The organism is Aminobacter sp. DSM 101952, from assembly GCF_001424795.1.
GTDB classification, from domain to species: domain Bacteria; phylum Pseudomonadota; class Alphaproteobacteria; order Rhizobiales; family Rhizobiaceae; genus Aminobacter; species Aminobacter aganoensis.
Genome location: NZ_LMCL01000035.1, coordinates 40,977 through 53,868, shown reverse-complemented (window position 1 = coordinate 53,868; position 12,892 = coordinate 40,977). Strand labels below are relative to the sequence as shown.

The window sequence follows — 12,892 nt, the reverse complement described above, 5'->3', positions numbered from 1 at the left end:
GAAGCCTACTCCGCCGCCACCCGCACGCCGGCAGGCGCATCGGGGAACAGGCAGACCACCGTCGTGCCACGGTCCTTGCCGCTGTCGATGCGGACGGTGCCGCCATGCAGTTCGACGAAGCTCTTGACGATGGACAGGCCGAGGCCGGCGCCACGGCGGCGACCGCCGTTGACGCGGGATTCGAAGCGCTGGAACACCGTGTCGAGCACCTCCGACGGCATGCCCGGGCCGTCGTCATGGACGGAGAACTCCACGCCCTCGGCGCGCTGGCGGCAAACCAGCGTGATGGTGCTCGCAGACGGCGCGTAGTTCACCGCGTTGCTGAGCAGGTTGTAGAGGATCTGGCGCACGCGCGTTTCGTCGCCATTGAAGCTCTTCGGCGCGCTGGCGGTTTCGATGGCGAGGCTGATGGAATGCTCTTCCAGGCGGTCGGCGACCAGTTCGGCGGCAGCCTCGATGGCACGGTCGACACGGACCTCGGCGATTTCGAGCTGCATGATGCCGGCGTCGACGGTGGCGAGGTCGAGAATGTCGTTGACGATGGTCAGGAGCACGCCCGACGACGAGCCGATGTGCTCGACATATTCGCGCTGGCGCGGCGACAGCGGGCCGGTGCCCGGCAGCGACAGAAGTTCGGTGAAGCCGATGATGTTGGTCAGCGGCGAGCGCAGCTCATAGGAAACGTGCTGGACGAACTCGTTCTTGATCTGGTCGGCGCGCTGCAGCGCCTCGTTCTTGTCCTTCAGCGCGCGCTCCATGTTGACGCCGTCGGTGACGTCGACAAAGGTCAGCATCACCTGGCCGTTGGGCAGGTGGATGACGGCGTGCTGGAGCACCGAGCCGTTATTGAGCTCGGTTTGGCCATGACGATCGCTGCGCTCGTCGAAGCCGGTGACGGCGGCGACGAAATCGGCCCATGGGCTGTTTTCGGCGCGCGTGTCGCATTCGGCGCGGATCGCCGAGATATGCGTGGTCTGCCGCAGGACCTCGGGCGAGACGCCCCAGAGCTGGCCGAAGGCGGGGTTGAACAGGCGGATGCGGCCGTCGGGGCCGAAAACGACGACGCCCTCGGCGAGATTGTCGAGGGTTTCACCCTGGACGCGCACTGCCGTGGTGTAGCGGCTTTCGAGATCGATCTTCTCGGTCAGGTTCTCGAACACCCAGGTGACGCCGCCCTTGGGCTGCGGGTTGGCGACGACGCGGATGGTGCGGCCGTCGGGCAGGTGCCAGAGATGCTCCTGCGGCTCGACGGCGCGGTAGGCACCGAGCAGGTTTTCCTTCCAGCGCCGCCATTCCGGCTGTTCCGGGAGCTTGCGCTCGCTGCGCAGGCGATCGAGCAGGAGGGCATTGTCGGGCGCGCTGGAGAGATAGCCGGCATCGAGCTCCCAGAGCTTCTGGAAGGCGTTGTTGTGGAACCGCAGCTTCTGGCCGGCATCGAAGGTGGCGACGGCGGTGGCCACCTGGTCGAGCGTGTCGGCGTGGCTGCGCACGACCTGGCTGTATTCCTCGCGGATGGCATCGGCTGCGCTCATGTCGGCGGCGATGCCTGCAGAACCTTCCCTGCCGACGACGTCGGTGACGGCAAACATGCGGCGGTCGCCGTCGATAACGGTCGACAGCGTCTGCTGGAAGACGGGACGCGACAGGTGCTGCTGGGCGATCGCCTCGCGCGACTGCGTGCCCAGAAACTCCTTGCCGTCGCGGATGGCTGCGGCGGAATCGGTTGCTTCGACGGCCTTGGCGAAGGCCTTGTTGACCCATTTCAGCCGGCCGTCGGCATCGCGCATCCAGAACGGCATGTCGATGGCATCGACCAGGCCGACGAGCGTTTCGTATTCGGCGCTGAGCCGCTGGTTGTCGAGCGTCAACCGCGCCTGGCCGCGCTGGGCCTCGGAGATCGAGACAAAGCGGACGATGGCGTGGGCGCCGCTCTTGCGGCCATGGACTTCGAGTGCGGCACCGGCATGGGTCTCCGCCACCAGCTCGAAAGCGGTGCCCTTGTCGCGCAAGGCGGCGATGGCATTTTCGAGCGCTGCGGCCGAACGCGGCATCAGCCAGCGGCCAAAACCGAGGAAGGCGGCGCGATCGTCCGGCGCGCCGGTTTCGATCGGCAGCGAGCCGATCAGCTCTGGCTTCTTGTTCTCGTTGGCCCAGACGATGACGCGCTGGTCGCGCAGGTTGAGCAGGGCCTCCGACCGCTGCAGCGATGCATTGAGGTCGGCGACGCGGCCGCGCAGTTCGACGTTTTCGGCGGCAATGCGGGCCTTTTCACGGATCAGCGCGATGGCGGAAATGAGCGCCGCGCCCATGACGCCGACGAGCACGGCGAGCTGGATGACTTCGGCGGTGGGCAGGCTGGCGATGGTTGCCTGCTGGGCGTGGGCATATCCGACAGGCGCGCACAGGGCAGTGGCGCCAAGCAAAGCCACGGCAGAACGGCTGCCGAGCCGGCGCACGGCCTGCCACATACCGCCTGGAAGAGGCATCTGCGAATCCTGTCGGCCGCCGGAAACGGCCTGTCCCGCTGAAAGCGGGTATTCCCCCGGCATGTCTTGTTCCTCTCCGCCGCCTGACTGCAAGACCGCCCTGAAGCGCCCCAAAAAGTTCCGCCGAGAACGGGCGCGTGGCGAATCACGCCACAATAGCCGTTAGGCGAATCGCCGTGAAGAAGGCGTGCGCGCAAAAAAGAAACCGGGCGAAAGTCAATCGCCCGGTTTCAATATGTTGTATGTATTTACGCTATGGTTAATAGCGGTAGTGTTCCGGCTTGAACGGGCCCTTCGGCGTCACGCCGATATAAGTGGCCTGTTCATCAGACAGGGTGGTCAGCTTGGCACCGAGCTTGTCGAGGTGCAGGCGGGCGACCTTCTCGTCGAGATGCTTGGGCAGGACATAGACTTCGTTCTTGTACTGGCCGGGCTTGGTGAAAAGCTCGATCTGGGCCAGCGTCTGGTTGGTGAACGACGCCGACATGACGAAGCTGGGGTGGCCGGTGGCATTGCCGAGGTTGAGCAGACGACCTTCCGACAGGAGCAGCATGCGCTTGCCATCCGGGAAGGTGATCATGTCGACCTGCGGCTTGACGTTGGTCCACTTGAGGTTGCGCAGGGCGGCGACCTGGATCTCGTTGTCGAAGTGGCCGATGTTGCCGACGATGACCATGTCCTTCATCCGGCGCATGTCGTCGAGGGTGATGACGTCCTTGTTGCCGGTCGTGGTGATGACGATGTCGGCGGTCGGTGCTGCGTCTTCCAGCGTGACGACCTCGAAGCCGTCCATCGCGGCCTGGAGCGCGCAGATCGGGTCGACTTCCGTGACCTTGACGCGGGCGCCGGCACCCTGGAGCGAAGCGGCCGAGCCCTTGCCGACGTCGCCGTAACCGCAGACGACGGCGACCTTGCCGGCCATCATGACGTCGGTGCCGCGGCGGATGCCGTCGACCAGCGATTCCTTGCAGCCGTACTTGTTGTCGAACTTCGACTTGGTGACGGAGTCATTGACGTTGATTGCCGGGAAGGGCAGCAGGCCCTTCTTCTGCAGCTGGTAGAGACGGTTAACGCCGGTCGTGGTCTCTTCGGTGACGCCGCGGATGGCAGCCTTGTGCTTGGCGAAGAAGCCCGGCGTTTCAGCCATGCGCTTCTTGATCTGGGCGAACAGGATCTCTTCCTCTTCGCTGCCCGGGTTGGACAGCACGTTCTCGCCGGCCTCGGCACGGGCGCCGATCAGGATGTACATGGTGGCGTCGCCGCCATCGTCGAGGATCATGTTGGTGGCACCGCCATCGGTCCACTGGAAGATCTGGTCGGTGTACTGCCAGTATTCCTCGAGCGTCTCGCCCTTGACGGCGAAGACCGGGATGCCGGCGTCCGCGATGGCTGCCGCGGCATGATCCTGGGTCGAGAAGATATTGCACGAGGCCCAGCGGATGTCGGCACCGAGTTCCTTCAGCGTCTCGATCAGCACAGCCGTCTGGATGGTCATGTGCAGCGACCCGGAAATGCGCGCGCCCTTGAGCGGCTTTGCTTCACCGAACTCCTCGCGGCAGGCCATCAGGCCCGGCATCTCGGTTTCGGCGATCTCGATTTCCTTGCGACCCCAGCCGGCGAGCGAAATGTCGGCGACCAGATAATCCTTGCTACCCGTCATGGCTTGCTCCGATTCCTGTTTGCTTCACGCCGCCGCGGGAGGGATGCGGGGGCGCGCGAAAGATCGGCCTGACTACCAGATCAGGCCGTTATCGACAATGGGACATAAAGAAATCTTTATTCGTGCATGTCACGCAGGACTCAGTCCGGCGATCAGCACTCCTCGCCGAAGCGGGCGGCGACGAGCGTCGAAAGCGCTTCCATCGCCTCGGTGGCCTCCGGGCCGCTGGCTGTGACGCGGATGGTGCAGCCGGGGCTGGCGGCGAGCATCATCAGGCCCATGATCGAGGTGCCGCCGACGGAAATGCCGTCCTTCTCGACGGTGACATTGGCCTGGAACTCGCCGGCGATCTGGACAAACTTGGCCGAGGCGCGGGCATGCAGGCCGCGCTGGTTGACTATGGTGAGATCGCGGACGATGTGGCCCTTCTCGGGCGAGTAGGGCATGCCGCTCATTTGCCGCTCAACACCTGACTTGCAACATTGATGTATTTGCGGCCGGCGGCCTGTGCCTCGTCGAGGGCAGCGGCCATGTTGTCGGCCTTGCGCACGCTCGTCAGCTTGATGAGCATCGGCAGGTTCATGCCGGCGATGACTTCGACACGGCCGGCTTCCATCACCGAAATCGCCAGATTGGACGGCGTTCCGCCGAACATGTCGGTGAGCACGACCACGCCATTGCCGGTGTCGGCGCTGGCGACGGCGTCGATGATGTCGCTGCGACGCTGCGCCATGTCATCGTCGGCTCCGATGGAGACTGTCTCGAAATTGTCCTGCGGTCCGACGACGTGTTCCACGGCATGGCGGAACTCTTCGGCCAGCTGACCGTGCGTCACAAGCACGAGTCCGATCATTCTGATTTGGCTCCCGTCATGGCCTCTTCACAGCCGCGCAGTACTCTTGCCGCCTTCGCGGAGGGCGGGAGCGCTATCTTGTCGAGGGCGAGAGCGTTTACAAGCCCCAATCTGCTGCTCGCCACGCCATTTTGACGCAATGCAGCAAAAAGTTTGTGCAGCGTCAGGCGAAGAGGGTGATGCCCAGCCGGGCCAGAATTGCCGGGGTAGCCATGGAATTTTCCCGCTCAGCGAGCAGCAAACGCTTTATCATGCAACCAAGGATCGGCTCGCTGTCCTGTCCAGGCAACCGTTCCACTTCGGTCGCAGGAACGAGCCTGACCAGCAGGTCGACTGCAGCTGCGGCTTCATGCTCGACCGGAACCGGACCGACGCCGCGGACTTCGGCCAGGCCGGAAATGGCTTGCGGAGCATGGCACAAAAGCCTGCCATAGTGCACCGACAGGAAGACCTGATCGTCGGAAACCAGCCTAGCAAATCGGCCTGCGCCGCGGAATTTCTCGACCAGCGCCAAAGCAAGCGCCGTCTTGCCCGATCCCGACGATCCGGCGACCAGCACGCAGCGATCGCCGAGCACAACCGCCGTGGCATGCATGTTGGCTGGCGCCACGGGTCAGCTGTCGGCCGGCAGGGCAACGACGAAGCGCGCGCCCTTGAGTTCGCCCGGCTTGGTGCCTGTGATGTTTTCAGCACTCAGCGTGCCGCCATGGGCCTCGACGATCTGGCGGCTGATCGACAGGCCGAGGCCGGAATTCTGGCCGAAAGCCTCGCCCGCCGGGCGGTCGGTGTAGAAGCGCTCAAAGATGCGGTCGATGTTTTCGGCACGAATGCCGGGGCCGTTGTCCTCGACCGTGATGACATTGAACTTGCCGACACGGGCCAGCGAAATGGCAATGTGGCCATGGTCGTCGGGCACGAAGGAGCGGGCGTTCTCGATCAGGTTGGTGATGACCTGGCCGATGCGCAGGTCGTGGCCGACGACGTTGTAGTTCTTCATGCCAGCAGGCAGCTTGGCGACGGTGAACGCGATCTCAACCGCCTTCTTGTGGCGGCCGGCCTCGCGCGACACGGAAACCAGGTCGCCGATGAACTTCTTGAGATCCACCTTGCCGGCATCCTCGCGCGCCAGCTCGGCATCGAGACGGGAGGCGTCGGAGATGTCGGTGATCAACCGGTCGAGACGCTTCACGTCGTGCTGGATGACCTCCATCAGCCGCTCGCGCGAGCTTTCGTTCCTGGCGAGCGGCAAAGTCTCGACTGCGCTGCGCAGCGAGGTCAGCGGGTTCTTGAGCTCGTGGCTGACGTCGGCGGCAAAACTCTCGATCGCTTCGATGCGGGCGTAAAGCGCCTTGGTCATGTCGCGCACGGCAACCGACAGGTTGCCGATCTCGTCCTGGCGATCGGAGAAATCGGGGATTTCCTCGCGGCTCTTGCCGCCGCGGCGCACCCGGTTGGCGGCAGCGGACAGCCGGCGCAGCGGGTTGGCGATGGTCGATGCCAGCAGCATCGACAGAATGGCCGTGACCAAAGCAGCCACGCCGAAGACGCGCAGGATGGCCTTCTGCTCGGCAGCGACGATCTTGTCGATGTCGCCGCCTTCGGTCGACAGCATCAGCACGCCGAGCACGGCGCGGAAGCGCTGGATCGGAACGGCGACGGAGACGATCTGCTCGCCCTGTTCGCTGACCCGGACGATCGTCGCCGGGCCGCCGGTCAATGCCTGGACGACCTCGGGGAAGGCAGCGCCATTGCCGCCGGGCTGTTCCTTGTAGACCGGCAGCGCGCTGTCGCGGAAAAAGTCGAAGATGAACTTCTGCGCCCGCTCGAACACGGTCGGCTCGTCTTCTTCGACGGGCGGAAGGTCGTAGCGGAGGATCTGGCCGCGCGAATAGAGATGACGCGAATCGAGCAGCAGATTGGCGTCGCGGTCGTAGATGCGGGCGCGCGTCCTGGTCGGCGAGATCAGCCGGCGCAGGACGGGCGCCACGCGCTCGGGATTGATCGGAAAATCGAGGCTGTCGAGCTGGTCGGAGCCCGGGCCAAGCGTTTCGCCGGCCTGCAGCTCGAGCAGCTTTTCCGGGTCGATGCTGATCGAATCGGTCTCGACGGTGGCCGAGGCGGCAATGGCGCCGGCAATGATCTCGCCCTGCGTCATCAGGCTCTCGACACGAGCGCCGATCAGGCCGTCGCGGAACGTGTTGAGATACAGGATGCCGGCGACCAGCACCGCCAACCCGGCGAGGTTGAGGAACAGGATGCGGCGCGTCAGGCTGGAGAAGAAATAGTGGCCGAGGAAGCGGCTCAGCCGAATCCTTGCCCGGTCGAGGAACAGCGACAGGCGACCGCGCGACCGCTTCGTGGCGGCCACGGGTTTCCTGATCTCTGCTTCCATCGCCATGTGATCTCAGCCCCCGCCGATCTCACGCTTCGCGGAATCTGTAGCCGACACCATAGAGCGTTTCGATCATCTCGAAGTCGTCGTCGACGGCCTTGAACTTCTTGCGCAGGCGCTTGATGTGGCTGTCGATGGTACGGTCATCGACATAGACCTGCTCATCATAAGCCGAATCCATCAAGGCGTCTCGGCTTTTGACGACACCCGGGCGCTGGGCCAGCGAGTGCAGGATCAGGAATTCGGTGACGGTCAAGATGACCGGCTCGCCCTTCCAGGTGCAGGTGTGGCGCTCCTGGTCCATCACCAACTGGCCGCGCTCCAGCGAACGCGACTGCGGGCTCGGCGTCTTGGCCGCGGCCTCGCGGGCACTGGCACGGCGCAGCACGGCGCGTACGCGCTCGACCAGCAGACGCTGGGAAAACGGCTTGCGGATGAAATCGTCGGCGCCCATCTTGAGGCCGAACAGCTCATCGATCTCATCGTCCTTCGACGTCAGGAAGATCACCGGCAGGTCGGTCTTCTGGCGCAAACGGCGCAACAGCTCCATGCCGTCCATGCGCGGCATCTTGATGTCGAGGATGGCGAGGTTCGGCGGCCGCGCGGCCAGCCCCTCCAGTGCCGAGGCACCGTCGGTGTAGGTCTCGACACGATACCCTTCGGACTCGAGCGCTATCGAAACCGATGTCAAAATGTTGCGGTCGTCGTCGACAAGCGCGATCGTTGCCATTTCCAGCGGCTCCCTCATGAGCGGGTGTCCCTTCCTGCTTCCGAGCAGGGCTTTTGCAGGACAAATTAGGTACAAAATGTGGCATACCCCCCGATGAAGGGGAGTGCAACCACCACAACCAGTTCGCTTGCTATATGGGGCGGCACGAAAAAAGCTCGAACAAAAAACCTGCCTGACTCCCGGGCAAGGTGCCGCCAATCCCCGCCATTTAAACGATTTAGATAAATTTCAAAATTTTTAAATCGATTAATGATTTGAAATCGCTTGGCTTTTCTGTTTCTGGCTGCCTCGGTCCCTCGGGGACAGCGGCGTCCGGCCCGCAGACCGGACATTGGCGTCAAATCGAACGAGGGTTCACCGAATGTCGGAAATCGGTAAGCGTAATCCCGCCAACGGGATCGAAACGGCAGGGCTCAAGACGTCGGGCACCGTGCATTACAACCTGGGCGCTGCACTGCTGGTCGAAGAGGCGGTTCGCCGCGGCGAGGCCCAGCTGACGGCGCACGGCGCGCTCGTCGCCGACACCGGCCAGTACACCGGCCGCTCGCCCAAGGACAAGTTCGTCGTGCGCGACGAAAACACCGAGGCCCAGGTCTGGTGGGACAACAACAATGCCATGACGCGGTCGCAGTTCGACGCGCTGCACGCCGATTTCCTCGCCCATGCGGCTGACAAGGATCTGTTCGTCCAGGACCTGATCGGCGGCGCCGACCGCTCGCTGAGCCTGCCGACGCGGGTCATCACCGAATATGCCTGGCACTCGATGTTCATCCGCAACCTGCTGATCCGCCCGGACGAGGCGGAGCTGGCCGGCTTCGCACCGAAGATGACGATCATCGACCTGCCGTCGTTCCAGGCCGACAATGCGCGCCATGGCGGCCGCAGCGAGACGCTGATCGCCGTCGACCTGACGCGCATGATCGTGCTCATCGGCGGCACCGAATATGCCGGCGAAATGAAGAAGTCGGTGTTCACCGCGCTCAACTACATCCTGCCCGCCGGCGGCGTGATGCCGATGCACTGCTCGGCCAATGAGGGCCCGGACGGCGATGCCGCCATCTTCTTCGGCCTTTCCGGCACCGGCAAGACGACGCTGTCGGCCGACCCTGCGCGCACGCTGATCGGCGACGACGAGCATGGCTGGGGCCCGGGCGGCATCTTCAACTTCGAAGGCGGCTGCTACGCCAAGACGATCAGGCTCTCGGCCGAGGCCGAGCCAGAAATCTTCGCGACGACCCAGCGCTTCGGCACGGTGCTCGAGAACGTCATTCTCGACGACAATCGCGTGCCCGACTTCAACGACGGCTCGCGTACGGAAAACACCCGTTGCGCCTATCCGCTCGACTTCATTCCGAACGCCAGCGCCACCGGCCTCGCCAGCCACCCGAAGAACATCATCATGCTGACGGCCGATGCCTTCGGCGTGATGCCGCCCATCGCCAAGCTGACGCCGGCACAGGCGATGTACCACTTCCTGTCGGGCTACACGGCCAAGGTCGCCGGCACCGAACGCGGCGTGACCGAGCCCGAGGCGACGTTCTCGACCTGCTTCGGCGCGCCGTTCATGCCCAGGCACCCCAGCGAATACGGCAACCTGCTGCGCCAGCTGATCTCCGACCACGGCGTCAATTGCTGGCTGGTCAACACCGGCTGGACCGGCGGCGCCTATGGCACGGGTTCGCGCATGCCGATCAAGGCGACGCGCGCACTGCTTGCTGCGGCCCTCGACGGCTCGCTCAACGCGGTCGAATTCCGCACCGATGCCAATTTCGGCTTCGCCGTGCCGGTTTCGGTTCCCGGCGTCGAAGGCAAGATCCTCGACCCGCGCTCGACCTGGGCCGACGGCGCTGCCTATGACCGCCAGGCCAGCAAGCTGGTGTCGATGTTCATCGACAATTTCGGCAAGTTCGAAAGCCATGTCGACGCCACCGTGCGCGGCGCGGCGCCCCGCACCCAGGAAGCCGCCGAGTAATCGCGGCCTGCCGAAACGACATCGAAAAGGCCCGGCCAAGTGCCGGGCCTTTTCTTTTGCGCCGCGCCACGGCATGACTTGGCGCATGAGCGCCGACGACAAGATCATCATTGCCCATGACGTGGTCATCCATCCCGACGACATCGAGGAGAACTTCATCCGCTCGTCGGGGCCGGGGGGCCAGAACGTCAACAAGGTCGCCACCGCCGTGCAACTGCGCTTCGACGCCGCGAACGCGCCGGGCCTGCCCGAACGCGTGCGCGAGCGCACCATCAAGCTTGCCGGCCAGAAGGCGACCAAGGAGGGCGTGATCGTCATCGAGGCCGGGCGCTACCGCACCCAGGAGCAGAACCGGGCCGACGCCAGGGCGCGGCTTGCGGCACTTGTCGCCAAGGCTGCCGAACCGCCACCGCCGCCGCGCAAGAAGACCAGGCCGACAAAAGGCTCGGTGGAGCGACGGCTGAAAAGCAAGGCCGGGCGCGCGACGGTCAAGAAGCTGCGCGGACGCGTCGACGGCGATTAAGCCTCGGGAATCAATACCGCTTCCATTTCGGCAATGCAGGTGCCAAGCTCCGGCGAATGCCACAGCAAGGGAGACCACGAATGGGCATGTTCGATTTCGTCAAGAATGTCGGCAAGAAGCTTGGCTTCGGCGACGACGAGGCACCGAGCGCCGACACGCTGAAGAAGGAACTCGATTCGCACAAGCTCGGCACCGACAACGTGCAGGTGGTGGTCAAGGGCGACACCGCCGTGCTGACGGGCGTGGTCAAGGACCAGTCGATCTTCGAGAAGGCGGTAATCGCCGTCGGCAACACGCTCGGCGTCTCCAAGGTGCAGGCCGACGAACTGAAGGTGGTGGCGCCCGATTCCGGCCTCAAGCTCGACAGCAAGGTCGACATGACCGAACTGGTCAAGGCGGCGACCCCGGCCAAAGCGCCGGTGTTCTACACCGTCAAGAAGGGCGACAACCTGTCGAAGATCGCCGAAGCCCAGTACGGCAAGGGCAAGGCGTCGAAATACACCGTCATCTTCGAGGCCAACAAGCCGATGCTGACGCACCCTGACAAGATCTATCCCGGCCAGGTGCTGCGCATCCCCGACATCGCGACGGCCTGAAGCCAAGCCATCATATCATGCGGAACGGCGGCTTTCGGGTCGCCGTTTTGCTTGTGGAGTGGCATTCTGGGCGGAATCGAAAGGTCCCTAACGTGCTCGTGCTTCCCAAAGGCATCCGCCACATGCCCGGCTTTCTCTCGCGCGATGCCCAGGAAAGCCTGGTCGACAGCATCCGCGAGGTGGTGAAGACGGCACCGCTCTACACGCCCGCCATGCCGAAGACCGGCAAGGAAATGAGCGTGCGGATGACCAATTGCGGCACTCTGGGCTGGGTCACCGACAAGGAGGGCGGTTATCGCTACCAGCCGACCCATCCGGTCACCGGGGCGCCGTGGCCGCCGATCCCCGAAGCGCTGCTTTCCCTATGGCGCGAGGTCGCAGGCTATCCGCATCCTCCGGAGGCCTGCCTGGTAAACTTCTACACCGACACCGCCAAGATGGGCCTGCACCAGGACCGCGACGAAAAGGAGTTCGAAGCTCCCGTGGTGTCGGTATCCCTGGGCGATGCCTGCCTGTTCCGCGTCGGCGGCATGCGGCGCGACGACCGGACGGTGTCGTTCAGGCTGGAAAGCGGCGACGTGGTGGTGCTGGGCGGGGAAGGGCGGCTCGCCTTCCATGGCGTCGACCGCATCTATCCGATGACGTCGGCGCTGCTAAAGCAGGGCGGCCGGATCAACCTGACGCTCAGGCGGGTGACGAAGCCGGCCTAAAGCTTGCGGATCGCCACTTCCTCGACGAGATGGCCAGCACCCTTCTTGAGGATAAGATCGGCGCGCGGGCGCGTCGGCAGGATGTTCTCGCGCAAGTTCTTCAGGTTGATGTTGGCCCACAGCCCCTCGGCAATGGCGCGGGCCGCATCCTCCGACAGCTGCGAGTAGCGATGGAAGAACGACTGCGGATTGCGGAAGGCGGTTTCGCGCAGCCGCATGAAGCGGTCGATGTACCACTCATGGATGATGCTCTCATCGGCGTCGATGTAGATCGAGAAGTCGAAGAAGTCGGAGACGAAGGGCACCAAGTTGCCGTCCTTCGGCAACTCGCGCGGCTGCAGCACGTTGATGCCCTCGAAAATCAGGATGTCGGGGCGGTCGACGGTGACGAACTCGCCGGGCATGACGTCATAGGTCAAATGCGAATAGACCGGCGCGCGGACGTTGGGCTGGCCCGACTTGATCGCCGAGAGGAAGCGCAGCAGCGCGCCGACATCGTAGCTGTCAGGGAAACCCTTGCGCTCCATCAGGCTGTCGCGGCGCAGCACGTCGTTGGGATAGAGGAAACCGTCGGTGGTAACCAGATCGACCTTCGGGCTCGACGGCCAGCGGGTGAGAAGCTCCTTGAGGATACGCGCGGTGGTCGACTTGCCGACGGCGACCGACCCCGCCATGCCGATGATGAAGGGGGTCTTGGTGCCCTTCTTGTCCGAATTGAAGAAGCGCTGGCGCTGGCGAAACAGCTGCTGACTGGTTTCGACATGGGCCGAAAGCAGCCGCGACAAAGACAGGTAGATGCGCCGGACCTCGACCAGGTCGATGGGCTCGTACATCGAGCTCAGCCGCCTGACCTCGTCCGCGGTCAGGGTCATCGACATGTCGGCGCCGAAGCCGGCCCAATGCTCGGCCGAGAAAAACCAGTAAGGCGAGTATTTGTCCGCCGGCGCGAGTTGATCCATCGAACCTCCCC

The 12,892-nt window shown here is 64.2% G+C and carries 12 protein-coding genes; 4 read left to right on the top strand and 8 right to left on the bottom strand.

The window, feature by feature from the left end:
* Window positions 1-5: 5 nt before the first annotated feature.
* From ASC75_RS24295 to ASC75_RS24265, 7 genes are all read right to left on the bottom strand, one after another.
* A complete protein-coding gene (locus ASC75_RS24295) occupies window positions 6-2,549 on the bottom strand; it encodes a PAS domain-containing sensor histidine kinase (RefSeq protein ID WP_055981920.1) in 2,544 nt (847 codons plus the stop codon).
* Window positions 2,550-2,745: 196 nt separating this feature from the next.
* Window positions 2,746-4,146 carry an adenosylhomocysteinase gene (gene ahcY, locus ASC75_RS24290; RefSeq protein WP_055981916.1) on the bottom strand — a complete coding sequence of 467 codons (1,401 nt, stop codon included), beginning with the start codon at window positions 4,144-4,146 and terminating at the stop codon, window positions 2,746-2,748.
* Between the two features lie 152 nt (window positions 4,147-4,298).
* A complete protein-coding gene (locus tag ASC75_RS24285) occupies window positions 4,299-4,601 on the bottom strand; it encodes an HPr family phosphocarrier protein (RefSeq protein ID WP_055981911.1) in 303 nt (100 codons plus the stop codon).
* Window positions 4,598-4,999: a PTS sugar transporter subunit IIA gene (locus tag ASC75_RS24280; protein WP_055981908.1), complete on the bottom strand. Its 402-nt coding sequence runs from the start codon at window positions 4,997-4,999 to the stop codon at window positions 4,598-4,600. Before ASC75_RS24280 ends, ASC75_RS24285 begins: the two co-directional genes overlap by 4 nt.
* Window positions 5,000-5,162: 163 nt before the next feature.
* Window positions 5,163-5,594 carry a serine kinase gene (locus tag ASC75_RS24275; protein ID WP_055982329.1) on the bottom strand — a complete coding sequence of 144 codons (432 nt, stop codon included), beginning with the start codon at window positions 5,592-5,594 and terminating at the stop codon, window positions 5,163-5,165.
* 18 nt (window positions 5,595-5,612) lie between these two features.
* Window positions 5,613-7,397, bottom strand: a complete 1,785-nt coding sequence (locus tag ASC75_RS24270; RefSeq protein ID WP_055981906.1) for a sensor histidine kinase — start codon at window positions 7,395-7,397, stop codon at window positions 5,613-5,615.
* Window positions 7,398-7,419: 22 nt separating this feature from the next.
* Window positions 7,420-8,121, bottom strand: a complete 702-nt coding sequence (locus tag ASC75_RS24265) for a response regulator transcription factor (RefSeq protein WP_055982326.1) — start codon at window positions 8,119-8,121, stop codon at window positions 7,420-7,422.
* Window positions 8,122-8,482: 361 nt separating this feature from the next.
* Between ASC75_RS24265 and ASC75_RS24260 the strand changes: the two genes are divergently transcribed.
* From ASC75_RS24260 to ASC75_RS24245, 4 genes are all read left to right on the top strand, one after another.
* Entirely contained in the window at window positions 8,483-10,093 is a 1,611-nt protein-coding gene (locus ASC75_RS24260) for a phosphoenolpyruvate carboxykinase (RefSeq protein ID WP_055981903.1), read from the top strand.
* Between the two features lie 85 nt (window positions 10,094-10,178).
* Window positions 10,179-10,616, top strand: a complete 438-nt coding sequence (arfB, locus tag ASC75_RS24255; protein ID WP_055981899.1) for an alternative ribosome rescue aminoacyl-tRNA hydrolase ArfB — start codon at window positions 10,179-10,181, stop codon at window positions 10,614-10,616.
* A gap of 80 nt (window positions 10,617-10,696) precedes the next feature.
* The gene (lysM, locus tag ASC75_RS24250; RefSeq protein ID WP_055981896.1) at window positions 10,697-11,212 is read left to right on the top strand and encodes a peptidoglycan-binding protein LysM; all 516 of its coding nucleotides are present in this window, start codon (window positions 10,697-10,699) and stop codon (window positions 11,210-11,212) included.
* 92 nt (window positions 11,213-11,304) lie between these two features.
* Window positions 11,305-11,922: an alpha-ketoglutarate-dependent dioxygenase AlkB gene (locus ASC75_RS24245; RefSeq protein ID WP_055981892.1), complete on the top strand. Its 618-nt coding sequence runs from the start codon at window positions 11,305-11,307 to the stop codon at window positions 11,920-11,922.
* Here ASC75_RS24245 and coaA read toward each other — a convergent pair.
* Entirely contained in the window at window positions 11,919-12,881 is a 963-nt protein-coding gene (gene coaA, locus ASC75_RS24240; RefSeq protein WP_055981890.1) for a type I pantothenate kinase, read from the bottom strand. The two genes, ASC75_RS24245 and coaA, sit on opposite strands and share 4 nt — an antisense overlap.
* Window positions 12,882-12,892: the final 11 nt, after the last annotated feature.

Bases quoted from the DNA above. Each gene is read 5' to 3' on its own strand.
- ASC75_RS24295 (WP_055981920.1), bottom strand. From the start codon at position 2,549: ATGCCGGGGGAATACCCGCTTTCAGCGGGACAGGCCGTTTCCGGCGGC.
- ahcY (WP_055981916.1), bottom strand. From the start codon at position 4,146: ATGACGGGTAGCAAGGATTATCTGGTCGCCGACATTTCGCTCGCCGGC.
- ASC75_RS24285 (WP_055981911.1), bottom strand. From the start codon at position 4,601: ATGAGCGGCATGCCCTACTCGCCCGAGAAGGGCCACATCGTCCGCGAT.
- ASC75_RS24280 (WP_055981908.1), bottom strand. From the start codon at position 4,999: ATGATCGGACTCGTGCTTGTGACGCACGGTCAGCTGGCCGAAGAGTTC.
- ASC75_RS24275 (WP_055982329.1), bottom strand. From the start codon at position 5,594: ATGCATGCCACGGCGGTTGTGCTCGGCGATCGCTGCGTGCTGGTCGCC.
- ASC75_RS24270 (WP_055981906.1), bottom strand. From the start codon at position 7,397: ATGGCGATGGAAGCAGAGATCAGGAAACCCGTGGCCGCCACGAAGCGG.
- ASC75_RS24265 (WP_055982326.1), bottom strand. From the start codon at position 8,121: ATGGCAACGATCGCGCTTGTCGACGACGACCGCAACATTTTGACATCG.
- ASC75_RS24260 (WP_055981903.1), top strand. From the start codon at position 8,483: ATGTCGGAAATCGGTAAGCGTAATCCCGCCAACGGGATCGAAACGGCA.
- arfB (WP_055981899.1), top strand. From the start codon at position 10,179: ATGAGCGCCGACGACAAGATCATCATTGCCCATGACGTGGTCATCCAT.
- lysM (WP_055981896.1), top strand. From the start codon at position 10,697: ATGGGCATGTTCGATTTCGTCAAGAATGTCGGCAAGAAGCTTGGCTTC.
- coaA (WP_055981890.1), bottom strand. From the start codon at position 12,881: ATGGATCAACTCGCGCCGGCGGACAAATACTCGCCTTACTGGTTTTTC.